Origin of the sequence: Pelomonas candidula, from assembly GCF_043555985.1 — a bacterium.
GTDB lineage: Bacteria > Pseudomonadota > Gammaproteobacteria > Burkholderiales > Burkholderiaceae_C > Pelomonas > Pelomonas candidula.
On the sequence record NZ_JBIGIC010000007.1, the window covers coordinates 222356 to 249004 of the forward strand.

General features: G+C 69.3%; 20 protein-coding genes. 10 read left to right on the forward strand and 10 right to left on the reverse strand.

All coding sequences use genetic code 11. The features are described 5' to 3' along the window. Positions 1 to 129: 129 nt before the first annotated feature. Both ACG04R_RS15805 and ACG04R_RS15810 read left to right on the forward strand, forming a co-directional pair. Positions 130 to 1116, forward strand: a complete 987-nt coding sequence (locus ACG04R_RS15805; protein ID WP_394412438.1) for a glycoside hydrolase family protein — start codon at positions 130 to 132, stop codon at positions 1114 to 1116. Between the two features lie 37 nt (positions 1117 to 1153). Further along, positions 1154 to 1507 carry a nuclear transport factor 2 family protein gene (locus ACG04R_RS15810; RefSeq protein ID WP_394412441.1) on the forward strand — a complete coding sequence of 118 codons (354 nt, stop codon included), beginning with the start codon at positions 1154 to 1156 and terminating at the stop codon, positions 1505 to 1507. Here the strand turns inward: ACG04R_RS15810 and cfa are convergent. The 3 genes from cfa to ACG04R_RS15825 all read right to left on the reverse strand — a co-directional run bounded on the left by cfa (position 1504) and on the right by ACG04R_RS15825 (position 4666). Then, positions 1504 to 2679, reverse strand: coding sequence for a cyclopropane fatty acyl phospholipid synthase (cfa, locus tag ACG04R_RS15815; RefSeq protein ID WP_394412444.1), 1176 nt, complete (start codon positions 2677 to 2679; stop codon positions 1504 to 1506). The two genes, ACG04R_RS15810 and cfa, sit on opposite strands and share 4 nt — an antisense overlap. A 131-nt stretch (positions 2680 to 2810) precedes the next feature. Next, the gene (locus tag ACG04R_RS15820) at positions 2811 to 3755 is read right to left on the reverse strand and encodes a 4-hydroxyproline epimerase (protein WP_394412447.1); all 945 of its coding nucleotides are present in this window, start codon (positions 3753 to 3755) and stop codon (positions 2811 to 2813) included. Beyond that, on the reverse strand, positions 3752 to 4666 hold the full coding sequence (locus ACG04R_RS15825) for a dihydrodipicolinate synthase family protein (protein WP_394412450.1): 915 nt from the start codon (positions 4664 to 4666) through the stop codon (positions 3752 to 3754). The genes ACG04R_RS15820 and ACG04R_RS15825 overlap by 4 nt, the downstream gene beginning before the upstream one ends. A 183-nt stretch (positions 4667 to 4849) precedes the next feature. Here ACG04R_RS15825 and ACG04R_RS15830 point away from each other — a divergent pair, with 183 nt between their 5' ends. Beyond that, positions 4850 to 5494: a hypothetical protein gene (locus ACG04R_RS15830; RefSeq protein ID WP_394412452.1), complete on the forward strand. Its 645-nt coding sequence runs from the start codon at positions 4850 to 4852 to the stop codon at positions 5492 to 5494. 15 nt (positions 5495 to 5509) lie between these two features. Here the strand turns inward: ACG04R_RS15830 and ACG04R_RS15835 are convergent, their stop codons facing one another. Continuing rightward, entirely contained in the window at positions 5510 to 7210 is a 1701-nt protein-coding gene (locus tag ACG04R_RS15835; RefSeq protein ID WP_394412455.1) for a methyl-accepting chemotaxis protein, read from the reverse strand. Between the two features lie 224 nt (positions 7211 to 7434). On the opposite strand from ACG04R_RS15835, the gene ACG04R_RS15840 reads away from it, so the two are divergent. Both ACG04R_RS15840 and ACG04R_RS15845 read left to right on the forward strand, forming a co-directional pair. Beyond that, a complete protein-coding gene (locus ACG04R_RS15840; protein WP_394412458.1) occupies positions 7435 to 7941 on the forward strand; it encodes a hypothetical protein in 507 nt (168 codons plus the stop codon). A 31-nt stretch (positions 7942 to 7972) separates the two neighbouring features. Continuing rightward, complete coding sequence (locus tag ACG04R_RS15845) at positions 7973 to 8470, forward strand: 3'-5' exonuclease (RefSeq protein WP_394412461.1); 498 nt, start codon at positions 7973 to 7975, stop codon at positions 8468 to 8470. 2 nt (positions 8471 to 8472) lie between these two features. On the opposite strand, the gene ACG04R_RS15850 is transcribed toward ACG04R_RS15845, so the two are convergent. From ACG04R_RS15850 to ACG04R_RS15870, 5 genes are all read right to left on the reverse strand, one after another. Beyond that, positions 8473 to 8661, reverse strand: a complete 189-nt coding sequence (locus tag ACG04R_RS15850) for a hypothetical protein (RefSeq protein ID WP_394412463.1) — start codon at positions 8659 to 8661, stop codon at positions 8473 to 8475. Between the two features lie 35 nt (positions 8662 to 8696). After that, complete coding sequence (locus ACG04R_RS15855; protein ID WP_394412466.1) at positions 8697 to 10196, reverse strand: malonate--CoA ligase; 1500 nt, start codon at positions 10194 to 10196, stop codon at positions 8697 to 8699. Between the two features lie 13 nt (positions 10197 to 10209). Further along, positions 10210 to 12198: a hybrid sensor histidine kinase/response regulator gene (locus ACG04R_RS15860; protein WP_394412469.1), complete on the reverse strand. Its 1989-nt coding sequence runs from the start codon at positions 12196 to 12198 to the stop codon at positions 10210 to 10212. A gap of 51 nt (positions 12199 to 12249) precedes the next feature. After that, positions 12250 to 12675: a globin family protein gene (locus ACG04R_RS15865; RefSeq protein WP_394412472.1), complete on the reverse strand. Its 426-nt coding sequence runs from the start codon at positions 12673 to 12675 to the stop codon at positions 12250 to 12252. 147 nt (positions 12676 to 12822) lie between these two features. Next, positions 12823 to 13023, reverse strand: coding sequence for a hypothetical protein (locus tag ACG04R_RS15870; RefSeq protein WP_394412475.1), 201 nt, complete (start codon positions 13021 to 13023; stop codon positions 12823 to 12825). 129 nt (positions 13024 to 13152) lie between these two features. Between ACG04R_RS15870 and ACG04R_RS15875 the strand changes: the two genes are divergently transcribed. After that, positions 13153 to 13872 (forward strand): response regulator, encoded by a 720-nt coding sequence (locus ACG04R_RS15875; protein ID WP_394412478.1) that lies wholly within the window; start codon positions 13153 to 13155, stop codon positions 13870 to 13872. Positions 13873 to 14110: 238 nt separating this feature from the next. On the opposite strand, the gene ACG04R_RS15880 is transcribed toward ACG04R_RS15875, so the two are convergent. Then, entirely contained in the window at positions 14111 to 14623 is a 513-nt protein-coding gene (locus tag ACG04R_RS15880; RefSeq protein ID WP_394412481.1) for a response regulator, read from the reverse strand. 228 nt (positions 14624 to 14851) lie between these two features. Here ACG04R_RS15880 and uvrA point away from each other — a divergent pair, with 228 nt between their 5' ends. The 4 genes from uvrA to ACG04R_RS15900 all read left to right on the forward strand — a co-directional run bounded on the left by uvrA (position 14852) and on the right by ACG04R_RS15900 (position 26615). Continuing rightward, entirely contained in the window at positions 14852 to 20479 is a 5628-nt protein-coding gene (uvrA, locus tag ACG04R_RS15885; protein ID WP_394412484.1) for an excinuclease ABC subunit UvrA, read from the forward strand. A gap of 1 nt (position 20480) precedes the next feature. Further along, complete coding sequence (locus ACG04R_RS15890) at positions 20481 to 20903, forward strand: hypothetical protein (RefSeq protein ID WP_394412487.1); 423 nt, start codon at positions 20481 to 20483, stop codon at positions 20901 to 20903. 424 nt (positions 20904 to 21327) lie between these two features. After that, entirely contained in the window at positions 21328 to 24006 is a 2679-nt protein-coding gene (locus ACG04R_RS15895) for a S9 family peptidase (protein ID WP_394412699.1), read from the forward strand. Positions 24007 to 24227: 221 nt separating this feature from the next. After that, on the forward strand, positions 24228 to 26615 hold the full coding sequence (locus tag ACG04R_RS15900) for a sensor histidine kinase (RefSeq protein WP_394412490.1): 2388 nt from the start codon (positions 24228 to 24230) through the stop codon (positions 26613 to 26615). Positions 26616 to 26649 lie beyond the last annotated feature (34 nt).

Below are 26649 nucleotides of genomic sequence, written 5' to 3' on the forward strand. Positions count from 1 at the left end.
CGCGGGCGCACCCAGCCGGTCCCCCGAGGGGACGGCGATGCCCGCGGCGTCGGGCCGCGGGCACATCGCCAGCGCGGGCCGGCTTGGGAGCGGCCCGGTGCTCGGCCCGCAATTCAAAAGGAGATATCGATGAAATTGCACACCTGGCTTGCCGGTGTGCTGCTCGCGGTCACGGGCGTGGCCCGTGCCGCCGACGCAGCCCCGGGCGGCTACCTGTTCGCCCACATGACGCACGCGCGCTACGGCGTGCTGCACTACGCCGTCAGCACCGACGGCCTGCACTGGAAGCGCCTGAACCACGGCAATGCCGTCAACGAGGAGTACCACGGCCACCCGTCCATCGTGCAGGGCGGTGACGGCCGGTACTACCTCGTGGGCAACCAGAGCGACGAGGACAAGGAGATCCGCTTCTGGGTCTCCGACGACCTCATCAAGTGGACCAGGTTCGGCACCTACAAGCCCGACCTGTCGACGTTCGAGGGCCAGCCCCATCCGCTGCAGGCGATGGGCGCGCCCAAGCTGTTCTTCGACAAGGCATCGAGCCGCTTCGTGCTGATGTGGCACACGCCGAACGTCCCCAGCTCGCCGGACGACCCCGAGCGCTACTGGGCCAGCCAGCGGACGATGTACGTGACGTCGAAAGACCTGCGCACATTCGACGGCGTTCCGAAGCGCCTGTTCGACTGGGACATGGCCACCATCGACACCTTCCTCGTCGAGAACCCGGCCGGCGGCTACTGCGCGGTGCTGAAGGACGAGCGCTTCCCGTCGTACAACTGGACGACCGGCAAGACCATCCGCATGAGCTGCGCGCCCAACCTGCTGGGGCCGTACCCGGAGCCTGGCCCGTCGCTGAGCCCCGCCTTCCGTGAGGCGCCGACGCTGATCCGCGCGCCCAACGGCCAGGACTGGCTGCTGTACTACGAGCAGTACGCCGGCACGAGTTACGGCCTGTCGATGGCGCCGCGGCTGGAGGGGCCGTGGATCGAGGTCTGGGGCAACTCGGGCATCAAGGAGTGGAACCGCTTCGAGATGCCCGCCACGCTGCGCCACGGTTTCATGATGGCCGTGACCAGGCAGCAGCTGGACGCGCTGCTGAAGGCGTACCCGGAGTGAAACCCGGCGGGTCATCCGGTCTTCTAGGATGCCTCGCATGATCGACAAGCTCCACCTCGTCCGCGCCTACCTGTCCGCCTACGCCGCGCGCGACCTCGCCGCCATCGAACCCATGTTCGCCGACGCGATCACGCTGCGCGACTGGAAGATCCGCGTCGTCGGCAAGGCCGCGGCGCTGGACGAGACGCGCAAGAACTTCGAGGCCGTGCAGAGCCTCGCCATCGACGTGCTCGCCGCCTACGAGCGCGACGGCGGCGCGGCGGCGGAGCTGAAGATCGTCATCGACGGGCGCGACACGATCCATGTCGTCGACGCGTTCGACTTCGATGCTGCGGGCCGCATCACGGCCATCCGCGCCTTCATCGGCCGCGGCGACGAGCACGTGGCTTAGGGCCGAACGGATCGATAGACGCCGCGCCGCTCCGGCCCGCTCAGCACCAACTGCCACAGCTGCCCCTGGCGTGAGCGGAAGAAGCCCGCGCAGCTCAGCAGGTAGTAGCGGAACATGCGGCGAAAAGCCTCGTCGTAGCTGCTGCTCAGCCTCGGCCATGCGGCCTCGAAGCGCTCGGCCCAGTGCATCAGCGTGCGGTCGTAGTCGGGGCCGAAGTTGTGCCAGTCCTCGATGACGAAGCGGCCTTCGATGGCACCGGCCAGCTCCACCGGCGACGGCAGCTTGCCGTTGGGGAAGATGTAGCGCTCGATCCACGGGTCGGTGTGCGGCGCGCGGCGGTCCACGCCGATGGTGTGCAGCAGGAACAGCCCGTCCGGCGCGAGCAGGCGGCGCGCGGTGTCGAAGTAGGTGGCGTAGTTCTTCAGCCCCACGTGCTCGAACATGCCCACGGAGACGATCTTGTCGAAGCGCCCCTGCAGCGAGCGGTAGTCCTGCAGCCGCAGCGTGACGGGCAGGCCCAGGCAGCGCTGCTCGGCCACGGCCAGCTGCTCCTTGCTGATGGTGACGCCGGTCACGCGCGCGCCGAAGCGCTCGGCGGCGAAGCGCGCCAGCCCGCCCCAGCCGCAGCCGATGTCCAGCAGCGTCTCGCCGGGCTTGAGCTCCAGCTTGCGGCAGATCATCTCCAGCTTGTGTTCCTGCGCCTGCTCCAGGTCACGCGCGTGCGCCCAGTAGCCGCAGGAATAGATCATGCGGGAGTCGAGCATGGCCTCGAAGACGTCGTTGCCCGCGTCGTAGTGGCGCTCGCCGACCTGGTGGGCGCGTGCCACCGTCTGCAGGTTGAACAGGCGCTGGCGCAGGCTCTCCAGCAGCAGCTGGATCTTGGCGGTGGCCGGTGCGGTGCGGTCCAGCTCGGCGCGGATCAGCCGCTCGAACATGATGTCCAGCCGGTCGCAGTCCCAGTCGCCGTCGACGTAGGCCTCGCCGGCGCCCAGCGACCACTGGGTCAGGATGCGGCGGTAGGCCCGCGCGTCGTTGACGCGCATGTCCCAGGCGCGCGTGCCGTTGATCTGCACGTCGGCGCGCGCGAGCAGCTCGCGCAGCACTTCGGGAGGGCGCACCGCGGGTTGCGGTTGCGGGCCTTGCGGCCGGGTGAGTGTGGCTTCCGAGGTCATCGGCACAGCTCCTTTCCAACGACGCCTGTGGCCCTGTTGGGGCCTTGTGGCTTGGTGTATGCAGGGAGTGTGCCGGCAGGCGCGCTGCGCCGCCGTTTGAAATTGCAATGGCCCGGGCGGCGGGTGCGGGATCAGCCCAGGCCCCAGCCGAAAGGGTCGTCCGGGTCGATGATCAGCGTGGCTTCCGCGCTGATGAAGGCGCGGCCGCGGATGGTGGGAACGATGCTTGCCCCGTCCGCGGGCTGCGCCTCGTACCAGCCCTCGAAGACGCTGCCGATGACGCTGGCCTGGCGCCACACCTCGCCGGCCTTGAGCTTGCCTCGTGCGGCCAGGCAGGCCAGCTTGGCGCTGGTGCCGGTGCCGCAGGGCGAGCGGTCGTACTGGCGGCCGGGGCACAGCACGAAGCTGCGGCTGTCGGCCACCTGCGGGTCGGCGTCGGCGAAGAGCTCGATGTGGTCGATGACGGTGCCGCCCGCACCACGATGGCCTTGCGCGTGCAGCGCCTCGCCCAGCATCGCGGCGTAGTCCGTCAGCGCGTGGACGCGGTCGGGCGTGACGGCCTGGCCATGGTCGGCGCAGAGGAAGAACCAGTTACCGCCCCAGGCGATGTCGCCGGTCACCGTCTGCCCCGTCGGCAGCGTGACGGCCACGTCCGCCGCCAGCCGGTAGGCCGGCACGTTGCGCACGCTGACCCGGCCGTCGTCGTGCAGCGTGGCGCGCACATCGCCCACGGGTGTCTCGACGACATGCTCGCCGGGCGCGATGCGGCCCAGGTGGGCCAGCGTCGCAACGAGGCCGATGGTGCCGTGTCCGCACATGCCGAGATACCCCGCGTTGTTGAAGAAGATGACGCCGGCCGTGTGCGCCGGGTCCTGCGGTGTGCAGAGCAGGGCGCCGACCAGCACGTCGCTGCCGCGCGGCTCCAGCAGCGTCGCGCGGCGCCAGCGGTCGTGGCTGCCGCGCAGCAACGCCAGCCGCTGGGCCATCGAGCCCGTGCCGACGTCGGGAAACCCGTCGATGACGACGCGCGTGGGTTCGCCGCCGGTGTGCGAGTCGATGGCGTGGATGTAGTTCATGGGCGGCTCTGGCAGTCGGCGGGCCGCGTCGCCAGCGCCTGCGCGACGAGCGCCTCCACGCGCTGTCGCTCCGCGCCCACCAGTGGCAGCCGCGGGCGGCGCATGTGCTCGCTGCCCACGCCCACCAGCGCGTCGATGAGCTTGAGGTTCTGCACCAGCTTGGTCGACACGTCCAGGTGCAGCAGCGGCGTCATCCAGCGGTAGATGTCGCGCGCCTCGTTCCAGCGGCCGGCCTGCATCAGCTCGAACAGCGTGACCGTCTCGCGCGGGAAGGCGCAGCCCACGCCGGCCAGCAGGCCGTCGCAGCCCAGCGCCAGGCCTTCGAAGGCGAGGTCGTCCACGCCCATGAACAGCTGGTAGCGGCTGCCCAGCAGGTTGCGCAGGTCGGTGATGCGGGTCACGTCGCCGCTGCTTTCCTTGATGGCGGCCACGTGCTCGCAGTCGGCCAGCTCGGCGAAGTGTTCGGGCTTCAGGTCCACACGGTAGGCGACCGGGTTGTTGTAGACCATCAGCGGCCGCTGGGCGGCGGCGGCGTAGGCGCGCACATTGGCCATGGCCTCGCGTGCGTCGGCCACGTAGATGACCGATGGCATGACCATGTAACCGGCCACGCCCAGCGCGTTGGCGCCCTCGATGAAGCGCAGCGCCTCGCGCGTGCTGGGCTCGGAGACGGTGGCCAGCACCGGCACGCGGCCGTTCGCAGCGTCCAGCGCGCAGCGCGCGACGGCCAGTTTCTCGTCCAGCGTCAGCGTGCTGGCTTCGCCCAGCGAGCCGCAACAGACGACGCCGTGGATGCCGTTGCGGATCTGGAAGTCGATGTGGCGCGCCGTGCCCGCGAAATCGAGGCTTTCATCGGCGTGGAACTTGGTCGTGACGGCGGGGAAGACGCCGCGCCAGGGGACGTTGTGCATCGCTGGGCTCCGGTGCGCTGAGGGCGCCATCATGGCGCAAGCTGCAGCGACAGCCTGGGGTTTGTGTGAAGAAGTCCGAAGCGATGTAAAGGCCGGCGAAAACAGCCCTTCTTTTTGAAGTATCGACAGGCACTGCCGATACCCATGATGACCTCCCTTGGTTTTTTGTCGTGAGGTATCGGCATGAGCACAGTCAGTAGCTTGAGCAGCAGCAATGTCTCGGTGTATTCGCCGACGACGACCCGGGCCAGCAGCGCGTCCGACCCGGACGGTGATGGCGACAACGACGGCGGACGCGTCCACCACGGCCACCGCGGCAAAGGTCCGGAGGGTGGCGGCATGGCTCAGCAACTGATGGCGGCGCTTCAGAGCCTGGGCCTGACGGCGCCGGGCACGTCGTCGGCGTCCAGCAATTCGTCCTCCTCATCTTCCTCGACGAGCAGCGACAACAGCAGCAGCCCGTCGACGGACGCCACGGGCAAATCCACGCTGCGCAAGGACATGCACGAGTTCATGCACCAGCTGTTCGACGCCGCCCGCCAGGCAGAAAGCAGCAGCTCGTCGACGTCGACCAGCGCCGACGCCGGCAAGAACGGCTTCTCCCAGGGGCTGGCCGCCGTGCTGGCCGAGGTCAACGGCGGCAACGCGCCCAGCGGGCTGCAGTCGGCGTTCGACCAGCTGAAGTCGGACCTGACGGCCAGCAGCGGGACGTCCAGCAGCTCGGTGACCCTGCAGGACCTGCTCGGCAAGCTGCAGAGCAACGTCGGCTACAGCGGCACGTCGACGACGACGGCCGCCAGCGGCATCGCGGTCAACACGGTCGCCTGACGCGGCGCGGCGCGCTCAGAACGACGACCAGTCGCCGTCCGGGGCGGTCGTCGACGCGCCGCTGTTGCGCGCGCTGGCGGTCGGAGCCGGGCTCGGCCTGGCGCGGCGGGCAGCCGTGGCGGAGTGAGTCGGGCGGGCCGGTGCGGGCGTCGGGTGCGGCCTTGGTGCGGCGTCCAGCTTGAACGCGGCCACCGTCTCGGCCAGCTGGCCGGCCTGCGTGCGCAGGCTCTCGGCGGCGGCGGCGCTTTCCTCCACCAGGGCGGCGTTCTGCTGCGTCACCTGATCGAGCTGGCTGACGGCCTCGCCGATCTGGCCGATGCCCTTGCTCTGCTCGCCGCTGGCCGCGCTGATCTCGCTAATGAGGTCAGCCACGCGGCGCACCTGGCCCACCACCTCGTCCATCGTGCGGCCGGCCTCGCCGACCAGCGTGTTGCCGGCCTCCACGCGATCGACGCTGGCGCCGATCAGCGTCTTGATCTCGCGCGCCGCCTCGGCCGAGCGCTGGGCCAGCAGCCGCACCTCGCCGGCCACGACGGCGAAGCCACGGCCCTGCTCGCCGGCACGTGCCGCCTCGACGGCAGCGTTCAGTGCCAGGATGTTGGTCTGGAAGGCGATGCCGTCGATGGTGCCGATGATGTCGGCGATCTTCCTGGAGCTGTTCGTGATCTGCTCCATCGTGTCGACGACCTGGCCCATGACCTGACCGCCGCCCTCCGCCACGCGGGCCGCGCTGTCGGCCAGCTGGGCTGCCTGACGGGCGGTGTCGGTGTTGTGCTTGACGGTGGCGCTCAGCTCCTCCATCGACGCGGCCGTCTCCTGCAGGTTGCTGGCCTGCTGCTCGGTGCGCTGGCTCAGGTCGGCGTTGCCCTGGGCGATCTCGCCGCTGGCCGTGGCCACGCTCTCGGCGTTACCCCGCACCGCGCCGACGATGCCCACCAGCGAATCGTTCATGCGTTGCAGCGCGCCCAGCAGCTGGCCGGCTTCATCGCGGCGGTCGGTCGTCAGGCGCAGCCGCAGGTCACCACTGGCCACGGTTTCGGCGGCCCGCACCGCGTCCCGGACTGGTCCGACGACGGAGCGCGTGATCAGCACTGCCATCGCCGCGCCGATCACCATCGACAGCATGGCGCCGGCGAGCATGGCCGTCGACGCGAAGTTGACCGCATGGTCGGCAGAGGCCGCCGACTTTTGCATCAGCTCCTTCTGGAAGTCGATCAGCGCATCCAGCGCAGCGAAATAGGCTTGCTGCTTGGTCTGCACCTCGCCCAGCAGCAGATCGCGAGCGGCCTCCTTGCTCTGCTGCACACCCAGGTCGGTCACGCGCTGGACGGCCTCGACGTAGGGGCCCCGCGCCTCACCGGTGGTGGCCAGCAGCTGAAGGCCGCGGCTGGACGTGATCGACGCCTTGAGCTTGGCAAAAAGTTCAGCCGTGTTCTTGCGATTCTCGGCGATGGTGTCCAGTTGCTTTCGGACGGCGGCCGGCTCGGACAGCAGCACGATATTGCGCACCGTGAGCGCTGTCAGGTTGACGTTGTGCTTGATTTGCTCGAGCTGCTGCACCTTGACGATGCGATCGTCGACCATCACTGCCAGCTCATCGTTGATGCGGATCAGCGCCGTTCGGGCATAGCCGGCCAGCAACAGGCTGATGGCGATGGAGATCGTGAACGCGAGGCCGAGACGGTGGCCGATGCGAAGGTTGTTCAACAGCTTCATGCGTGGGCTCCCTGAGGTTGCATGGAGCGTCGGTCCTGGGCCGTGTGGGCTCTGTCTGGTACCGGCGCCGTGTGTGCGAGTCTGTGCCATCCTGTCGGCCTCGCGCAATACGCTTTTGTGCATAAATGCTGGCGTCATCGTCGTGGAGTACGGGCATGGCTAATGAATTGAATCTGAGCGACAAGGTACTTGCCCTCGTGGCACAGCCGCCAGAACCTGGCGTTATGCCCAGCCCCCGCCCGGCCGACGCAGCGGCGCGTGTCATCGAAGGCGCGGCTGGCAAGGCAGCACTGGCCGCCGGCACGCTGGCGCTGCCCGCGGGGCCGCTGGGCTGGGCCACCATCGCGCCGGAGATGCTGACCGTCTGGCACATCCAGCGCCAGCTCGTCGCCGACATCGCCGCGCTGTATGGCCGCAGTGCCGATCTGGGCCCGGCGCAGATGATGTGGTGCCTGTTCCGCCACACGGCCGCACAGGCATTGCGCGACCTGTCGGTGCGCGTGGGCGAGCGCGTCATCGTGCGCCCGGCGGCGCAGGCGCTGCTGCAGCGCGTGGCCGGTGCCGTCGGCGTGCATGTCGGCAAGCAGGCGGCGGGGCGGGCGCTGTCGCGCTGGCTGCCGCTGGTCGGCGCGGCCGGCGTGGGCGCCTACGCCTGGTGGGACACGCGCCAGGTCGGCCGCGCGGCTCAGCAGCTGTTCGAGGGCGAAGTCGTCATCGACAACCCTGTGTAACTTCTTGTACGGGGCTGAGACACTTGGGCGGATGGACCCGCTGCCCACCATCCTCGACATCGAAGCCTCCGGCTTCGGCCGCGGCAGCTACCCCATCGAGGTGGGCTACAGCGCCGGCGACGGCACGCTGTTCTGCGGCCTGATCCTGCCCGAGCCCGACTGGGTGCATTGGGACGATGCCGCCGAGGCGCTGCACGGCATCAGCCGCGAGCTGTTGTGCCAGCACGGCAAGCCGGCGCGCTGGATCGCCGAGCAGCTCAACACACGGCTGCGCGGCCAGACCGTCTTCTGCGACGGCTGGGGGCATGACTACACCTGGCTGAACCGGCTCTACGACGCCGTGGCGATGCGGCCCAGCTTCAGGCTTGATGACCTGCGCAAGCTGCTGAACGAGGACGAAGCCCAGCGCTGGAAGGGCGTCACCGAGGCCGTGCGCGAACGGCAGCAGCTGAAGCGGCACCGGGCCAGCAGCGATGCGCGGGTGTTGCAGCTGGCGTTGGGGGAGGTGAAAGCGGGCGTTAGTTGCTAAGTTCAGCGCGCACTTGCATGAGCGCGAAACCCAGCAGGTTCAAGCCGCGCCACTGATTTGGATTGCTGGCTGAAGCTTGCAGCGGTGACGCCGTTCTTGCCGGACTGATGGCCCCAGAAGAAGACGAACTTCAGCTTCTCGCCGGCGTTGAACCTCGACCTCAGGTCGTCGACAAGTTGCGAATCGTCCATGGGCTTTGCTGAAGCTGAAGTCATTTGCCCCCTGCTCAGACAAACAACCCCGCGTACTGCTCCCTCAGCAGCTTCTTCTGCACCTTCCCCATCGCATTTCTTGGCAGCGCCTCGACCACGATGACCCGCTTGGGCACCTTGAACCCCGCGATGCGGTCCTTCAGCTCGCGGATCAGTGCATCCGGGTCTGGCTGGCCGGCCGGCGTGATGACGGCGACGACCGCCTCGCCGAAGTCCGGGTGCGGCACGCCGATGACGGCGGATTCGCCGACGCCGGGCATTTCATTCAGGAAGCCCTCCACCTCGGCCGGGTAGACGTTGAAGCCGCCGCTGATGACGAGGTCCTTGCTGCGGCCGATCAGCGTCAGGTAGCCGTTGGCGTCGACACGGCCGACGTCGCCGGTCCTGAACCATCCGTCCGCCGTGAACTCCTCGGCCGTCTTCTCCGGCATCTGCCAGTAGCCGCTGAAGACATTGGGGCCGCGCACTTGCACGTGGCCGATCTCGTCCACCGCGCAGGGCTCACCGTCATCGCGCACGATGCGCAGCCCAACGCCGGGCAGTGCCGGGCCGACGGTGCCGCCGACACGTTCGCCGTCCTCCGGCTTGCAGGGGTTGGACGTGAGCATCAGCGTCTCGCTCATGCCGTAGCGCTCCAGGATCAGGTGGCCCGTGCGGGCCTGCCAATCGCGCCAGGTCTCGATGAGCAGCGGCGCGGAGCCGCTGATGAAAAGACGGATATTGCGCGTGTCCAGCACCTTCTCCTGCAGCAGCCGCACGTACAGCGTCGGCACGCCCATGAAGATGGTGGCCTCGTGCAGCCGATGCGCGACGGCATGCGCATCGAACTTGTTGAACCACAGCATCCTGCTGCCGTTCAGCAGCGCGCCGTGCGAGGCGACGAACAGGCCGTGCACGTGGAAGATGGGCAGCGCATGCAGCAGCACGTCGTCGGGCTGCCAGTCCCAGTAGGTCTTCAGCGTCCGGGCGTTGGACAGCAGGTTGCCGTGGCTGAGCATCGCGCCCTTGCTGCGCCCGGTCGTGCCGCTGGTGTAGAGGATGGCGGCGAGGTCACCGGCATCGCGAGCCACGGGTTCGTGCGCATCGCTCATCTGCGCGGCGCGGTCCAGCAGCGTGCCGGTGCGGTCGTCGTTGAGCGTGAAGACCCAGCGCACGCCGCGCTGGAAGGCGAGCTTGCTGACCCAGCCGAAGTTCTTGCCGGCGCACACGACGACGGCAGGCGCCGCGTCGGCGATGAAGTGTTCCAGCTCGGCCGCGTGATAGGCCGGGTTCAGCGGCAGGTAGACATGGCCGGCACGCAGCACGGCGAGGTAGAGGATCAGTCCTTCGACGCTCTTGTCGGTGTGCACCGCCACGCGGCTGCCGGCGGGCAGGTCCAGCCGGGCCAGCCAGTTGGCCAGCATGGCGCTGCCGCGTTCCAGGTCGCGCCAGGCGTAGAGGGCGCCGTCGTGGTCGATGGCGGTGGCGTCGAGGTCGGCTGGGAAGCCGGCACGCAGGGCGGTGTAGAGGTTCATGGCAGACGGATTATCAAGACAGCAGTTCCGCCACGCGGGCCAGCAGTTCCGCCTTCGAGAACGGCTTGTTCAGGCGGCCGCAGCGCGCCTCGTCGAGGAACTGCCGCGCCGTCGGCGACAGCGTGTCGCCGGTGACGAACAGCATGCGCCGCGCCAGCGTCGGCCGCGTGCGCCTGACCTCGCGCCACAGGCCGGCGCCGTCCAGCTCGGGCATGTGCAGGTCGCTGACGATGGCGTCGAAGCGCGCCTCGTCCAGCATGGCCAGCGCGACGGCGCCGGACTCGGCCGTCATCACGTCGTAGCCGGCGCCGGACAGCATCTCGCCGATCAGCTCGGCGATCTCGGCCTCGTCGTCGACGACCAGCAGCCGCGCATGGACTTCGTCGGTGTCGGCGAGCGGCACGGGCTCGGTCTCGGATGCCTCGGGCTCGCCGCTGACGGGCAGTTGCAGCACGAAGCAGGCGCCTTCGCCGTCATCCTGCAGCGTCAGCTCGCCGCCGTGGTCGCGCGCGATGGAGCGCGACACGGCCAGCCCCAGGCCCGTGCCCACGCCTTCGCTCTTGGTCGTGAAGAAGGGCTCGAAGACGCGCTCGCGCAGATCGGCCGTGATGCCGGGGCCGTTGTCGCGCACGCGCAGCCACACGCGCGGCACGCGGCGGCGGTCGCCGTCGGTCATGGGCGCCAGGCCCGTGGCGACGGTCAACCGGCGGCCGTGGTCGCGCGCACCCAGCGCCTGCTGCGCGTTGACGATGAGGTTGAGCACGATCTGCCCGATCTGGTCGGCGTCGGCCTTCACGGGTGGCAGGCCCGGCAGCAGGTCCAGCACGACGGCGATGCCGTGGCTGCGCAGCACGTAGGCCAGCATGTCGATGGCGGCGGTGGCGAGGTCGTTCAGCGCCACCTCGCTGCGGTTGGCCGGGCGGCTGCGCGCCATGTTCAGGAAGGTGCGCACGATGCGGCCGCAGCGCTCCGCGGCCTCGTGGATGCGCTGGGCGTCGGCGGCCAGCGGGTTGCCGCTCATCTTCTCGGCCAGCAGCGATGCGCGGCCCATGACGATGGACAGCGGGTTGTTCAGCTCGTGCGCCACGCCGGCCAGCAGGCTGCCCATGGCGGTGAGCTTCTCGCTCTGGCGCAGCGCCTCGCGCTGGCGTTCGATCTCGCCCTGCGCGGCCTCGCGCTCGGACAGGTCGAATAGCGACGCGGTGTAGTAGGTCTGGCCGCCGACGGCGGTGCGCCACAGCAGCATCTCGATGGGGAACTCGCTGCCGTCCGCGCGCAGCGCGGCCATCACCATGCGCTTGCCCATCACGCGCTGCTCGCCGCCGGCTGTCACGCGGGCCATGCCGGCGTTGTGCGCGTCGCGCAGCCGCGGCGGGATCAGCACGTCAGCCACCGAGCGGCCCAGCGCCTGCTCGCGCGCGATGCCGAACATCGCCACCGCCGCCGGGTTGAACTCGACGACATGGCCGGTCTCGTCGGTGGAGACGAGCGCGGCCATCGCGTTGTCGAAGATGGAGGACTTCAGCGCCTCGGTGGCCTCCAGCTCGGCGACCTTGGCCGACAGCGCGGCGTCGCGGCGCTTGAGCTCGGTCAGGTCCAGGCTCATGACGACGGTGGCCTGCGGCACGCCGGCCTGCACGTCCACCGGCACGAGGTGCTCGCGCATATAGCGCCGGCCGGCGCCGGCCAGCTCGGTCCAGCCTTCCCAGGCGACGGTCTGGCCGCTGGCCAGCCGGGCGCGCACGGCGTCGTAGCCGGCGTAGGCGACGTCGCCGATGATGCGGCCGATGGGCTGGGTCAGCACCTGCTTGGGGTGCAGTTTCGTGAAGCGGAAGAACTCCTGGTTGGCCCAGACGAGGCGCTCGTTCACGTCGATGACGACGACGCGCGCCGGCACGGCCTCCAGCAACTGCGTCAGCAGCGGCAGCGTGGCCTTGAGCACGGCGCTGAGTTCGCCCACGCCGGCGTCGGGCGTGGGGTGGAAATGGATGTCGTCGGTCATCGCGGCCGTTCTCCCTGGCGCTGCTTCTGGAGCGCGGCCGATGATAGGGAATCAGGCCGCGAGTACGGCCGAGTTGGCGCCTTCCATCATCGTGCGGGCGACGACGCCGTACATCGTCGTCCAGGCTTCGCGCACCTCGACTGTGAAGCCATCGCCCAGGCCAGCGGCCAGCGTGTCCAGCAGAGCAGCGCCGACGCTGTCGTAGTGCGCGTCGACGACGCCGTAGCCGACATGGCGCTGGCCCAGGCGCAGCAGTACCGGCATCAGCGCGCCGGGCCGGTCCAGCAGCTCGATGGCGGCTGACAGCATCTGCATCAGGCGCTCGCCCTGTTCGGCCATGTCGCCGCCGCGGAAGAGGGCGCGCAGCGCCGGGTCGCGGGTGAACAGCTGGGTGTAAAAGGCCTCGGCGACCGTGGCGGCCAGTGGCTTGAGCGGCTCGAAGCTGCTGCGGATGAGTTGGATCTGGTGCGGGGTCATGGCGAATTCCTTTGTGTCCATGGGCGTTTCGGGCCGAGCGCCGGGCCGCTCCCAAGCCGGCCCGTTCTGGGGATGTGCTTGCTGGTCGATCCAGCAAGCATCACCGTCCCCTCGGGGGACCGACCAACGTACTCGTTGGGCGAGGGGTCAACGCAGATACGCGTCGGCGACGGGGGCGAAGATGCACAGCAGCGGCAGGGCTGCCACCAGGCGTTCCAGCGGATGCCAGCCAGGGGCGGGCCGGGTGTCGTCGTCCTCGGCGAGGTCTTCGGCGAAGGCTTCGCTGCGGTAGACGATGGCCATGGTTTCCGGCCAGTCGGTGTGAGGGTTGTCGCTGCGGTAGTTCATGGTGTGCTCCTTTGGGGTGTCGCCACTGTCGGAGGCTCCGGTTTCAGCGCCGCTTCACGCCGCGGCGGCTGTGTTGCGTTTGTTTCAGCACCACGCCGCCGCCGGCGTGTCTGCCTATCATTTGCCGCCATGCCCGACACCTCGCCCACCGTCCTGCTCGTCGACGACGAGCCCGAACTGCGCGCGTTGCTGGCCGAGTACTTCGGCCGTAACGGCTTCGAGGTCGTGCAGGCCGAGGACGCGGCGGCCGCCCGTGCCCGGGTCGCCGAGCAGGTGCCCGACGTGGCGGTGCTGGACATCAACATGCCCGGCGAGAACGGCCTGTCGCTGGCCCGTGCGTTGCGCGAGGCCCATCCGCGGCTGGGCGTGGTGATGCTGACGACGGCCGGCGAAGCCATCGACCGCATCGTGGGGCTGGAGGTAGGTGCCGACGACTACGTCGCCAAGCCCTTCGAGCTGCGCGAGCTGCTGGCCCGCGTGCGCGCCGTGCTGCGCCGCCTGCAGGTCGCGGCTGCGCCGGCCGCGGCAGCACAGGGGCCTGACCGTATCGCCTTCGGCCCCTGTCAGCTGGACGTGGCGCAGCGCAAGCTCTTCGGCGCGGACGGTGCCGAGATCGACATCACCGCCGCCGAGTTCGACCTGCTGGCCCTGTTCGCGCGCCATCCCAACCGGCCGCTCAACCGCGACCAGATCATGGAACAGGCCCACAACCGTGGCTGGGACGTCTTCGACCGCAGCATCGACCTGCGCGTCATGCGCCTGCGGCGCAAGGTGGAACGCAACCCGGACAAGCCGGAGGTCATCAAGACTGTCCGCAACGTTGGGTACGTCTACGTGCCGGTAGGCTGACGAAATCTTCGCGGCCGTAGTGCCCGACTGCGGGCCGAGCGCCGGGCCTGCCATGGCCAGAGGCCATGGCCTTCCGTAGGCACAAGCAGTCCGCAGGGACTGCTTGTGTCCGACTCCAGTTCACCAAGCCGGCCCGTCTGGCGATGTGCGAGCGGCTCAACGCCGAGAGCATCACCGTCCCCTCGGGGGACCGGTCAGCGTTGCCCGCGTTCAGCAGGGCGACGCTGGACGAGGGGCCTCAATTGTTCGCTTGGGGCAGCTTCAACCACCGTTGCAGCCGCGTGCGCAGCGCCACGAAGTCCAGCGGCTTGGTCAGGTGCTCGTCCATGCCGGCCTCCATGCTGGCGGCGACGTCGGCGTCCAGCGCGTGTGCGGTGAGGGCCAGGATGGGGAAGGCGGCCATCTTGCCGTCGCGCTGCTGGGCGCGCAGGCGGCGGGCGCATTCCAGGCCATCCATGCCAGGCATCTGGATGTCCATCAGCACGAGGTCGGGGGCGGCTTCCTCGCAGGCGGCCAGTGCCTCGATGCCGTTCTTGGCCAGGCGGGCCTGCACGCCCATCAACGCGAGGAATTCCAGCGCGACGACCTGGTTGATGTGGTTGTCTTCAACGAGCAGCACCTGGGGCTGGCGTTGGTCGGTCACGTCTTCGTCAGTGCCGGGCTGCGGCATACCGGCACCGACACCGCCTGCGGCGGCGCTCAACCAGAGCGAATGCGTGTGCACTTGAGCAAGCAGCCTGTGGTCGTCCATCCCATATCCTCGATTGGCTTTGTTTTTATGTCCCCCGGTAAGGGGTTGGGCGATTGTTGCCTCAGGCGGTGTTGCGACGCAACCCGTTGCCCCACGATTGCCATCAGCCTTGGCCGCTCACGTAGGCTGGATCGACCGCTGGTCGGTAGGTAGGGGGGCTGCGCGTGCTGACAATTTTCTGTCACCCCCGTCCCTACACTGCTCGCCTTCGCAGTTTTGACCCCCACCATGTCCGACGGTCTGATCCGCATCCGAGGCGCCCGCCAGCACAACCTCAAGAACCTCGATCTCGACCTGCGCACCGCGGAGCTGACTGTCGTCACCGGCCCCAGCGGCTCCGGCAAGTCCAGCCTGGTGTTCGACACGCTGTACGCCGAAGGCCAGCGGCGCTACGTGGAGACGTTCTCCGCCTACGCCCGCCAGTTCCTGGACCGCATGGACCGCCCGGCCGTCGACAAGGTCGACGGCGTACCGCCCGCCATCGCCATCGACCAGACCAACCCGGTGCGCACCAGCCGCTCCACGGTCGGCACCATGACGGAGCTGAATGACCACCTGAAGCTGCTTTTTGCGCGCGCAACAGAGCTTTTTGACCGCAAGACGGCGCTGCCGGTCAGGCATGACACGGCGCAGAGCATTTATGCGGAATTGATGAGCCGCGCCGAGGCCGCGTCCGACCCCAGGATGGTGCTGACCTTCCCGGTCGAGCTGCCCGCCAACACCAGCGCGGAGCAGGTCGCGCAGTGGCTGTCGGCCAGCGGCTTCACGCGCGTGCAGGCCGAACGCGACATCGATGGCAAGAAGGTGCTGGACGTGGTGGCCGACCGCTTCCGCATCCTGGGTGCGGACAAGCAGCGGGCGATGGAGGCCATCGAGCTGTCGCTGAAACGCGGCGCCGGGCGTCTCACGGTCTACGCGGGCGATGCCGGGGAAATGCTGTGGAGGTTCTCCACCGGCCTGCACTGTCCCGAAAGCGACATCCGCTACGCCGACCCGCAGCCGGCGTTGTTTTCCTTCAACTCCGCCTTCGGCGCTTGCGAGGCCTGCCGGGGATTCGGCCGCGTCATCGGCGTGGACCTGGGCCTGGTCATCCCCGACGAACGCAAGACGCTTCGCAACGGCGCCATCAAGCCGATGCAGACGCCGGCGTGGAAGGACTGCCAGGACGACCTGCTGAAGTACGCCGGAGAGGCCGGCATCCCGCGCGATACGGCCTGGAAGGATCTGTCGCCCACCCACCGCGACTGGGTCATCAACGGCACGCCGAACTGGAACGGCAACTGGAACAAGCAGTGGTACGGGGTCAAGCGCTTCTTCGACTACCTCGAGAGCAAGGCCTACAAGATGCACATCCGCGTGCTCTTGTCCAAGTACCGCAGCTACACCGAGTGCCCGAGCTGCCGCGGCGCGCGGCTGAAGACCGAGGCGTTGCTGTGGCGCGTGGGCAGCAAGGCGCTGGCCGACGCGGCGCTGCCGCCGGAACAGCGCTTCCTGCCCGTCGGCGTGGACTGGACCCGCGAACAGCTGGAAGCGCTGCCGGGCCTGTCGCTGCACGACCTGATGCAGCTGCCCATCAGCCGGCTGCGCGACTTCGTCGACGGCCTGCAACTGCCCAGCACGATGCTGGACGAGGCGCTGAAGCTGCTGCTGGACGAGATCCGCCACCGCAGCCGCTACCTGTGCGACGTGGGCCTGGGCTACCTGACGCTGGACCGGCAGAGTCGCACCTTGTCCGGCGGCGAGGTGCAGCGCATCAACCTGACGACGGCCCTCGGCACCTCGCTGGTCAACACGCTGTTCGTGCTGGACGAGCCCAGCATCGGCCTGCATCCGCGCGACATGGGCCGCATCGTGCAGGCCATGCAGCGGCTGCGTGATGCGGGCAACACGCTGGTCGTCGTCGAGCACGACCCGGCCGTGATGCTGGCCGCGGACCGCCTCATCGACATGGGCCCCGGCCCCGGCGAGCGCGGCGGGCAGATCGTCTTCGACGGCACGCCCGAGACCATCCGCGCGGCCGACACGCTGACCGGCGCCTACCTCGGCGCGCGCAAGCATGTCGGCATGGGGCTCAAGCGGTTGGTGGAAGAGAACACGCCCAAGCTCATCCTGCAGGGCGTGCGCGAGCACAACCTGAAGGACGTGTCCGTCGAGTTCCCGCTGCAGCGCATGGTGGTCGTGACCGGCGTGTCCGGCTCCGGCAAGAGCACGTTGATGCAGGACGTGCTCTACCCCGCGCTGGCACGCCAGTTCGGCAAGGCCACCGAGTCCCCCGGCGCACACGACCAGTTGCTGGGCGCCGACCATCTCGCCGACGCCGTGTTCGTCGACCAGTCGCCGATCGGCAAGACGGCGCGCTCCAACCCGGCCAGCTACGTCGGTGCGTTCGACGAGATCCGCAAGCTGTTCGCCGACGCGCCGGTGGCGCGCGAGCGCAGCTACACGGCGGGCATGTTCAGCTTCAACGCCGGCGACGGCCGCTGCCCCACCTGCGGTGGCTCGGGCTTCGAGCACGTCGAGATGCAGTTCCTCAGCGACGTCTACCTGCGCTGCCCGGACTGCGACGGCAAGCGCTTCCGCGCCGAGATGCTGGACGTCAAGCTGTCGCTGAAGGACAGGGACCTGAGCGTGTCCGACGTGCTGGAGCTGACCGTGGCCGAGGCGGTGCACCTGTTCAGCGAGCACCGCGCGGTGCTGCAGAAGCTGCAGCCCATCGTCGATGTGGGCCTGGAATACGTGCGCCTGGGCCAGCCGGTGCCCACGTTGTCCGGCGGCGAGGCGCAGCGGCTCAAGCTCGCCGGCTTCCTGGCCGAAGCCGCGAGCAGCCCGCGCTTCGGTGTGGCGAAGAAGGGCACGCTGTTCCTGTTCGACGAGCCGACCACCGGCCTGCACTTCGACGACATCGCCAAGCTGATGCGCGCCATGCGCAAGCTGCTGTCGGCCGGGCACTCGCTGATCCTCATCGAGCACAACCTGGACGTCATCCGCGCGGCGGACTGGCTCGTCGACCTGGGCCCCGAAGGCGGTGAGGGCGGCGGCGAGGTCATCTGCGTCGGCACGCCGGAAAGCGTCGCGCAGCATCCGACCTCGCACACCGCCGCCGCGCTGCGCGACTACGCGCTGCACATGGACCGCCCGGCCGTGGCCGTCGAGGAAGGCCGTCCGCTGCAGCAGCTGATCAAGGCGCGCCGCACGGCCGACGAGGCGATCAAGATCGTCAACGCCCGCGAGCACAACCTCAAGGGCCTGAACGTCGAGATCCCGCGCGGCAAGTTCAATGTCGTGACCGGCGTGTCCGGCTCCGGCAAGTCCACGCTCGCGTTCGACATCCTGTTCAACGAAGGCCAGCGCCGCTACCTCGAATCGCTGAACGCCTACGCCCGCTCCATCGTGCAGCCGGCCGGCCGGCCCGAGGTGGACGCGGTGTGGGGCATCCCGCCGACCGTGGCCATCGAGCAGCGCCTCTCCCGCGGCGGCCGCAAGAGCACGGTGGCGACGACGACCGAGGTCTGGCACTTCCTGCGCCTGCTCTACGTGAAGCTGGGCGTTCAACACTGCGTCAACGACGGCGCGCCGGTGCGGCCGCAGAGTGTCGAGAGCATCGCCGCGCAGCTCATGCGCGACTATCGCGGCCAGCACGTCGGGCTGCTGGCGCCGCTGGTTGTCGCGCGCAAGGGCGTCTACACCGACCTCGCGAAGTGGGCCAAGGCCCGCGGCCACACGCATCTGCGCGTGGACGGCGAGTTCCTGCCGACGTCGCCGTGGCCGCGCATCGACCGCTTCAAGGAACACACGCTGGAACTGCCGGTTGGCGACCTCGTCATCGAGCCCGAACGCGAGGCCGAGCTGCGCGAGCTACTGGCCAAGGCGCTGGACATCGGCAAGGGTGTGCTGCACCTGCTGGCGCCGTTGGACGGCCTGAGCCTGGAAGACGGTGCGACCGGTGCCGGCGTCGGCACGGTCAAGGTGTTCTCCACCAAGCGTGCCTGCCCGGTCTGCGGCACCAGCTACCCCGAGCTGGACCCGCGCCTGTTCTCGTACAACTCCAAGCATGGCTGGTGCACCAGTTGCGTCGGCACGGGCCTGCAGCTGACGCGCGAGCAGCGCAAGGCGCTGGATGACAGCGTGCAGTCCGACGACAACCGCGGCCGCGAGCAAAGCTTCCCGTCGGAAGAGACCGAGGTCGAAGGGCTGACGGATGCCGCCTGCCCGGACTGCCATGGCACGCGGCTGAACCCGACGGCGCGGTCCGTCGAGTTCGAGGACAAGGGCATCGGTGACGTCGCCGCGTGGAGCGTCGGCGAGGCGCGTGAGTGGGTGAAAGGCCTGCATCTCGAAGGCCGAGACGCCGACATCGCGCGCGACGTCGTCAGCGAGATTCTTGGCCGGCTGGAGTTCCTCGAGGAAGTGGGTCTGGGCTACCTGACGCTGGACCGCGCTGCGCCCACGCTGTCGGGCGGCGAGGCGCAGCGCATTCGCCTGGCCGCGCAGCTGGGCAGCAACCTGCAAGGTGTCTGCTACGTGCTGGACGAGCCCACCATCGGTCTGCACCCGCGCGACAACCAGATCCTGCTGAAGGCGCTGTCCACGCTGGGCGACAAGGGCAACACGCTGGTCGTCGTCGAGCACGACGAGGACACCATCCGCCGGGCAGACCACATCATCGACATCGGCCCCGGGGCCGGCAAGCGCGGCGGCCGCGTCGTGGCCGAAGGCACGGCGGCGCAGCTCGCGCTGCAGCCGGAATCGACGACTGGCCGCATGCTGGCCCGGCCGCTGATCCACCCGCTGCAGGCCCGCCGCGCGATCGACCCGGAAGCGCCCAAGCTGACCGTGCTGAACGCCGCGCTGCACAACCTCAAGGGCGTGACGGTGGACGTGCCGCTGCACCGGCTGGTTGCCGTGACCGGTGTGTCCGGCTCCGGCAAGTCCACGCTGGCGCGCGATGTGCTGCTGGCCAACATGGCCGTCGCCGTGCCGCTGCGCAAGGCGCCGGCGAAGTGGGCGGGCTGCGATGGCATCGAGGGCCACGCACAGGTCGACCGAGTGCTGGAGGTGGACCAGACCCCCATCGGCAAGACGCCGCGTTCCTGCCCGGCCACCTACATCGGCTTCTGGGACGCCATCCGCAAGCTGTTCGCCGAGACGCTGGAGGCCAAGGCGCGCGGCTACGCGCCGGGCCGCTTCAGCTTCAACACCGGCGAGGGACGCTGCCCCGGCTGCGAAGGGCAGGGCATGAAGACCATCGAGATGAGCTTCCTGCCCGACGTGAAGGTGCCCTGCGACCAGTGCCACGGCCAGCGCTTCAACCCCGAGACGCTGGGCGTCACGTGGCGGGGCAAGAGCATCGGCGACGTGCTCTCGATGGAGGTCGACGAGGCGGTCGAGTTCTTCGCATCGATGCCGTCGATTGCGCATCCGCTGCAGTTGCTGAAGGACGTGGGGCTGGGGTATCTGACCCTGGGCCAGCCGTCGCCGACGCTGTCGGGCGGCGAGGCGCAGCGGATCAAGCTGGTGTCCGAACTCGTCAAGGTGCGCGACGACGTGACCCGTCGCGGGCAGAAGGCGCCGCACACGCTGTACGTGCTGGACGAGCCGACGGTGGGCCTGCACATGGCCGATGTGGAGAAGCTGATCCGCGTGCTGCACCGGCTGGTGGCGGGCGGGCATTCGGTCGTCGTCATCGAGCATGACCTCGACGTGATTGCCGAGGCGGATTGGGTGCTGGACCTGGGGCCGGAAGGGGGCGATGCGGGTGGCCGGGTCGTCGTCGAAGGCACGCCGGAGGCGGTGGTGGCGAGTGGCAGCCATACGGGCGTGGCGCTGAAGCCGGTTCTCGCCAGAACCGGGCGTTGAGATGAAGCGACTGGCGTTTTTTATTGGCTTGTTTGGTGCGCTAAACGCCTTTCTGTGGGCGTGGGCGCCATCGATTGCTCGCTGGCAAACGCGCAATGTTCTTGAGCGCTACGGCAGCTTGGAATCGCTTGAGATCGCGATGCAGGTCTATCAAGAGTCGATGCGCTTTGTGTTTATCGAGGCAGGAGTTGTGGGCGCAGCGATGCTCTTGGCTGCGGCGCTGATCTTTCAACATCGCGTGCTGGGGTGGCGGCTTTGGCTTGTTTGCCTTGCGATATGCGTCGGTAGCGCCCTTGTCCACGCCGCAGTGGACGGACTTTCCTTCGCAGCTGCCTGTCGCTTGTTGGTGCTGTCGGCTTTTGCCAGCAGTGTGATTAAGGTCGGGCGAAGCGGGGCATGGGCAGCCTGGTTTCCCAATAGGTAATTTCGGCCGATGATGGGTTGACGCGTGAGGCCCATGCCGGGATTTCGTCCCGGCGGCCGACCTACTTTCTTGGGCGCCCAAGAAAGTAGGCAAAGAAGGCGCCCCTGCAAAACCGCCCGGCAGAGCCGGGTGCCCTGTGCTTCTCGGTCACCAAGGCCCGCGCAAAACTCGCGCCGCTACGCTCTGCTCAAACAGTTGCGCGGAGTCAGATGTCGAAGCGCGCCAAGGCGCGCGCCTCGGTGCCCTGCGATGCTCGGCGGTTTAGAAGGGGAGACTGCCGAACAGCCGAACAGCCGAACAGCCGAACAGCCGAACAGCCGGTGTGTCGCTCGCGGCACCATGACGAACAGGACCGGCTTGGGGGCTTCCTAGAATTCGCCGCCCCTAACCCTAGGGGGCGAATTCAGGAGACCCCTTGAAGCCCGTGACCTTCGCTGCCGTGAGCAGCCTGGCCCTTGCCCTGGCCTTGTCGGCCGCCGTGCCGCTGCAGGCGCAAACCGCCGCCCCCTCGGCCGCCACCGTTCCCACGCTGGAGCAGATCTTCCGCGCCGAGCCCTACCGCAGCGAGCCGGCCAAGGACGCCGCCTTCAGCCGCAGTGGCCGCTACCTGGCCTACCTGTGGAGCCCGTTCGGCGAGCCCGGCACCGATCTCTGGGTGCATGACACCAAGACCGGCAAGACGCAGCGCGTCACCTCGCCCCAGGTCATGGCCGCTTTCGAGGCGCCGGAGGACATGGCGCGCTTCGACAGAAAGCTCAAGCAGCGCAACGACGAATACGCCGAGCGCCAGGCCCGCGAGGTCGCGCAGCAGGCCTATCTGCACGGCGACAAGGTCGACCTGTCACAGTGGGAATCGGCCCGGATCGAAGTGCTGAAGAAGGAGCTGGCCGAGAAGAAGGCCAAGGACGATGCGCAGAAGGCCGCCGACAAGGCCGACGCCGAGGTCGAGAAGCAGGCCATGGCGGCGCTGGCCGCCAGGCGTGCCGGCAAGCCGGTGCCCGCTGCGGCGCCCGCGTCCGCCGCCTCGTCGCCCGACAAGAAGGACGACAAGGAGAAGGAACTCTGGGAGCTGCGCGACGAGCTGAAGAAGAAGCTCGCGCGCGACAAGCTCAAGCCGGCCGACCTCTACCCCGGCCCGGCGCAGTTCGTCTGGGCGCATCGGGCGGACGAACTGGTCTTCCAGTATCGCGGCGGCCTCTATCGCTGGGCGGTGGGTGACAAGGCGCCGGCGCCGCTGGTTGCCACGCAGCGCGAGCTGCGCACGGTGGCCTACACGGCCGACGACGCCGGCTTCGTGTTCATGGACGAGACCCGCGTGCTGCGGCTGAGCTTCAGGCGGCCTGGCGTGGAGGTCGTCAACCGCGAGCTGATCCACCCGGACGACGAGCAGAAGAAGTACCGCATCGCCGAGACGGCGATCAGCGAGGACGGCCGCTGGATGTCGCTGGTCGCGACCGCGCCGCTGAAGGGGGCCGACGACAAGCCGGCGCCGGCGGGCCGCCAGGTGGAAATCATGAACTACAGCGACCGCTGGGCCACGGCCAAGAAGGTCGGCCGCGAGGTGTCGGACGACAAGCGCACCGAGAAGCCGCTGGCTCTGTATATCCGCCAGGTGCCCGCGAACGGCGCCGCGCCGCGCAAGCAGCCCGAGCCGGTGTTCACGAACGCCGGCGGCGACGTCTGGTTCGAGATGAGCGACGTGGCCTGGGCCAGGGATGGCAGCCGCTATGCGTTCACGACCTGGGAGCGCGACAAGGAACTGCTGCGCGTGTACATCGGCCAGGCCGACGAGAACGCCAAGCCCGAGATGGTGCTGGAGCGCCGTGGCGACGTCGGCCACGAGGTCGTGAACGTGCTCAAGCCCCGCTTCACGCCGGATGGCAAGACGCTGGTGCTGACGCTGGACGAGACCGGCTGGCGCCAGCCCTACGCCATCGACGTGGCGACGAAGGCGCTGCGCCCGCTGCTGAAGGGCGAGTTCGAGGCGCCGCAGGTGGTCGGCATCACGGCCGACAGCAAGGCGCTGTTCGTGCTGGCCAACCAGGGCGACTTCGCGGCGATGAACGTGCTGCGCGTCGACCTGGCCAGCGGCGCGATGCAGGCGCTGGGGGCGGCGGGCGAGTACCACCGCGGCGCGGTCGCGTCGGAGGACGGCCGCTGGGTCGCCGCCAACGCCGGCAACTGGGCGCAGCGCCCGGAGCTGAAGCTGCTGGCTGGCGACGCCAAGGCCAACCCCAAGGCTGAAGCGCGCACGCTGACCGACAGCACCGACAAGGCCTGGGCCGACCTGCACCTGCTGCAGCCCGAGCGCTTCGCGTTCACGAACCGCCATGGCGACCGCATCGAGGCCTATGTCTTCAAGCCTGCCGGCTGGCAGGCGACCGACAAGCGCCCCGGCATCGTCTACGTCTACGGCGGCCCGCTGAACGACCGCCACATCGTCGAGGTCGACAGCTTCCAGCCCACCGCCTACCTGTTCGGCCAGTACATGGCCGCCAAGCACGGCTTTGTCACCATTGCCGTGGACCCGCGCGGCCACAGCAACTACGGCCGCAAGTTCTCCGACGCCAACTGGGAGCATCCCGGCGAGCCGCAGGCCGAGGACCTGGAAGACCTCGTCAAGCTGCTGCCGGGCTACGGCGTGGACCCGGCGCGCGTGGGCCTGAACGGCTGGAGCTTCGGCGGCTTCCAGACGCAGTACACGATGTACACGCGCCCCGACCTGTTTGCCGCCGGCATTGCCGGTGCCGGCCCGACGGAATGGGAGAACTACAACAGCTGGTACAGCGGCCGCACGATCGGCAAGGCGACCGACCGGACCAAGCCCGTGCTGCGCAGGTTCTCGCTGCTGCCGCTGGCCAAGGGCCTGAAGCACCCGCTGATGCTGGTGCACGGCATGCAGGACCCCAACGTGCTGTACCAGGACACGGTCAACGTCTATCGCGAGCTGCTGGACTCGGGCAAGGAGTCGCTCGTCGAGCTGTTCCTGGACCCCGACGGCGTGCACGCGCTGGGCGGCGTCGTGAAACCGGCGGGCTGGCACCGCAAGTACGAAGCCTTCTGGATCAGAACGTTGGCCCCTCGCCTGGCCTCGCCGCGCTGAACGCGGTCGAGCTCAGTCGGTCTTGCAGACCGCGCTGTGCCGGTGGCGCAGCCCTTCGGCAGGCACAGGCCGTCCACTGGACGCCCTGTGTCCGGCCTCAGCCCCCATGGGGACGGCGATGCTCGCAGCATTGAGCTGCGAGCACATCGCCCGGCGGGCCGGCTTGGGGGCGGCCCGGCGCTCGGCCCGCATGGGTGTGGACGTGCCCTAAGCTGTCGGCCATGTGGACAGCCCCGCCTCCGCCGCCCGATGAAGACCGCCGCCTGGCGCGCCTGGCCGCGCTGGCGGTCATGGACACCGAGCCGGAGCCGCTGTTCGACCACCTGACCGCGCTGGCCGCGCAGATCTGTGGCACGCCGGTGGCGCTGCTGGGCCTGCTGGACGAGCGCCGCCAGTGGTTCAAGGCCGCGGTCGGCTTCGGCCGCGCCGAGACGCCGCGGGCGCTGACCTTCTGCGCCCACACGCTGTTGGCGGACGGGCTTTTCGAGGTCCAGGACACCAGCGGCGACCCGCGCTTCGCCGAACATCCCGACGTGCTGGCCCAGCCGCCGCTGCGCTACTACGCCGGCGTGCCGATCCGGCTGGATGATGGCAGTCACCCGGGCACGCTGTGTGTCGTGGACTTCCGGCCGCGTGAACTGACCGACGCGCAGCGCGAGGCGCTGATGCGGCTGGCCGACGTTGCCGCCGAAGCGCTGATGATGCGCGAGCGCGTGCTGGCGCGCGCAGACACCGGGCCGCAGGAGCAGCCGTTCCGCGTGCTGGCCGAGACTGCGCCGCTGGGCATCTTCCGTACCGATGCGGCCGGGCTGTGCATCTACACCAACCCCGTCTGGCAGCGCATCTACGGCGCCGGTGCGCGTGACGCGCTGGGCGAGGGCTGGGCCGCCACGCTGGCGCCCGAGGATGGCGACTCGGTGCTGGCCCACTGGCGGCGCTGCGTGCAGCGCCGCCAGCCGTTCGAGATGCGTTACCGCGTGCGCCGCCCCGGCGGTGCGATGCGCCAGGTCTGGTCGCGCGCGCGGCCGCTGCTGGCGCCGGCGGGCGAGCTGCTGGGCTATGTCGGTATCTCCGAGGACGTAACCGACCGGCTCAGCGTCGAGCGCGAGCTGCGCGACAGCAAGGCCTTGCTGGACCGCACCGGCCGCGTCGCTGGCGTGGGCGGCTGGAGCCTGGACCTGCAGACGCAGGAGCTGGTCTGGAGCGACCAGACCTTCCGCATCCACGACCTCGAACCCGGCCTCCAGCCCACGTTGGAGGAGGCGCTCGCCTTCTACCCGCCCGAGGCGCGCGGCGCCATCGAGTCGGCGGTGCAGCGCGGCATCCTGTACGGCGAGCCGTGGAGCCTGGAGCTGCCGATGATCACCGCCAGCGGCCGCGAGGTCTGGGTGCTGGCCCAGGGCCAGGTGGACTGGCAGGACGGCACGCCGGTGAGGCTGGTGGGCGCCTTCCAGGACGTCACCGAGCATCACCGTGCCGCCGTCGAGCTGGAACTCAACCGCCAGCGGCTGCGCGCGCTGTACGAGTCCACGCCGGCACTGATGCATTCCGTCGACGCAGGCGGGCGTGTGCTCAGCGTGTCGGACCGCTGGCTGGAGCGGCTGGGCTACCGGCGCGAGGAGGTCATCGGCCGCATGCTGGACGACTTCCTGACCCCCGAGTCCAGCCGCCGGGTGCGCGAGGTGCACCGCCCCGCGCTGTGGCGCCTTGGCCATGTCGACGACTGCGCCGTGCAGCTGATCTGCGCCGACGGCCGGCTGCGTGACGTGCTGGTCTCGGCCGTGGCCGAGTACGACGCGCAGGGCCGGCCGCTGCGTGCGCAGGCGCTGGTGGATGACATCACCGAGGACCTCAAGCGTCGCGCCCAGCTGGCCCAGGAGCAGCAGATGCGCCGCCAGACCGAGCGCCACGTGCAGGAGCTGGATCAGCTGCTTCGCGAGCGCTCCGAAATGCTGGACGTGCTGGCCCACGAGGTGCGCCAGCCGCTCAACAACGCCAGCGCCGCGTTGCAGAGCGCCGCGGGCAGCCTGGCCGGTCGCGGTGAGCGCCAGGCCCAGGAGCGGCTGATGCGCGCCCAGGCCGTGCTGGGGCAGGTGCTGGCCGGCGTCGACAACACGCTGGCCGCGGCCACGCTGCTGGCTGGTGGCGGGCGCATCGCGCGGCTGGACACCGACATCGACACGCTGATCGCCGTCACCATCGCCGACCTGCCGCGCGAGCAGCGCGACCGCGTCGTCGTGCACCGCCACACCGCCACGCGCACGGCGCTGATGGACATGAGCCTGATGCGGCTGGCGCTGCGCAACCTGCTGTCCAACGCGCTCAAGTACGCACCCGGCGTCAGCCCGGTCGCGCTGCACGTGATGGACTTCGACGAACCGGCCGCGCTGCAGTTCGAGGTCGCCGACGCCGGCCCCGGCATCCCGCGCGAGCTGCTGCCGCGGCTGTTCACGCGCGGCGCGCGCGGCGTCGGCGGCACGGAATCGGCCCACGGCCTGGGCCTGTACATCGTGCGCCGCGTGATGGACTTGCACGGCGGCACGGCCGAGCTGCTGCGCACCGGGCCGCTGGGCACGGTGATGCGGCTTACCTTGCCTCAGGCTGGCTGAGCCCCCCTTGTCCTTTATTTAGACTGGGCGCCTC

Bases quoted from the DNA above. Each gene is read 5' to 3' on its own strand.
- cfa (WP_394412444.1), bottom strand. From the start codon at position 2,679: ATGACCTCGGAAGCCACACTCACCCGGCCGCAAGGCCCGCAACCGCAA.
- ACG04R_RS15805 (WP_394412438.1), top strand. From the start codon at position 130: ATGAAATTGCACACCTGGCTTGCCGGTGTGCTGCTCGCGGTCACGGGC.
- ACG04R_RS15900 (WP_394412490.1), top strand. From the start codon at position 24,228: ATGTGGACAGCCCCGCCTCCGCCGCCCGATGAAGACCGCCGCCTGGCG.
- ACG04R_RS15840 (WP_394412458.1), top strand. From the start codon at position 7,435: ATGCCCAGCCCCCGCCCGGCCGACGCAGCGGCGCGTGTCATCGAAGGC.
- ACG04R_RS15865 (WP_394412472.1), bottom strand. From the start codon at position 12,675: ATGACCCCGCACCAGATCCAACTCATCCGCAGCAGCTTCGAGCCGCTC.
- ACG04R_RS15870 (WP_394412475.1), bottom strand. From the start codon at position 13,023: ATGAACTACCGCAGCGACAACCCTCACACCGACTGGCCGGAAACCATG.
- ACG04R_RS15825 (WP_394412450.1), bottom strand. From the start codon at position 4,666: ATGCACAACGTCCCCTGGCGCGGCGTCTTCCCCGCCGTCACGACCAAG.
- ACG04R_RS15850 (WP_394412463.1), bottom strand. From the start codon at position 8,661: ATGGACGATTCGCAACTTGTCGACGACCTGAGGTCGAGGTTCAACGCC.
- ACG04R_RS15890 (WP_394412487.1), top strand. From the start codon at position 20,481: ATGAAGCGACTGGCGTTTTTTATTGGCTTGTTTGGTGCGCTAAACGCC.
- ACG04R_RS15860 (WP_394412469.1), bottom strand. From the start codon at position 12,198: ATGACCGACGACATCCATTTCCACCCCACGCCCGACGCCGGCGTGGGC.
- ACG04R_RS15820 (WP_394412447.1), bottom strand. From the start codon at position 3,755: ATGAACTACATCCACGCCATCGACTCGCACACCGGCGGCGAACCCACG.
- ACG04R_RS15875 (WP_394412478.1), top strand. From the start codon at position 13,153: ATGCCCGACACCTCGCCCACCGTCCTGCTCGTCGACGACGAGCCCGAA.
- ACG04R_RS15845 (WP_394412461.1), top strand. From the start codon at position 7,973: ATGGACCCGCTGCCCACCATCCTCGACATCGAAGCCTCCGGCTTCGGC.
- ACG04R_RS15835 (WP_394412455.1), bottom strand. From the start codon at position 7,210: ATGAAGCTGTTGAACAACCTTCGCATCGGCCACCGTCTCGGCCTCGCG.
- uvrA (WP_394412484.1), top strand. From the start codon at position 14,852: ATGTCCGACGGTCTGATCCGCATCCGAGGCGCCCGCCAGCACAACCTC.
- ACG04R_RS15830 (WP_394412452.1), top strand. From the start codon at position 4,850: ATGAGCACAGTCAGTAGCTTGAGCAGCAGCAATGTCTCGGTGTATTCG.
- ACG04R_RS15880 (WP_394412481.1), bottom strand. From the start codon at position 14,623: ATGGACGACCACAGGCTGCTTGCTCAAGTGCACACGCATTCGCTCTGG.
- ACG04R_RS15855 (WP_394412466.1), bottom strand. From the start codon at position 10,196: ATGAACCTCTACACCGCCCTGCGTGCCGGCTTCCCAGCCGACCTCGAC.
- ACG04R_RS15810 (WP_394412441.1), top strand. From the start codon at position 1,154: ATGATCGACAAGCTCCACCTCGTCCGCGCCTACCTGTCCGCCTACGCC.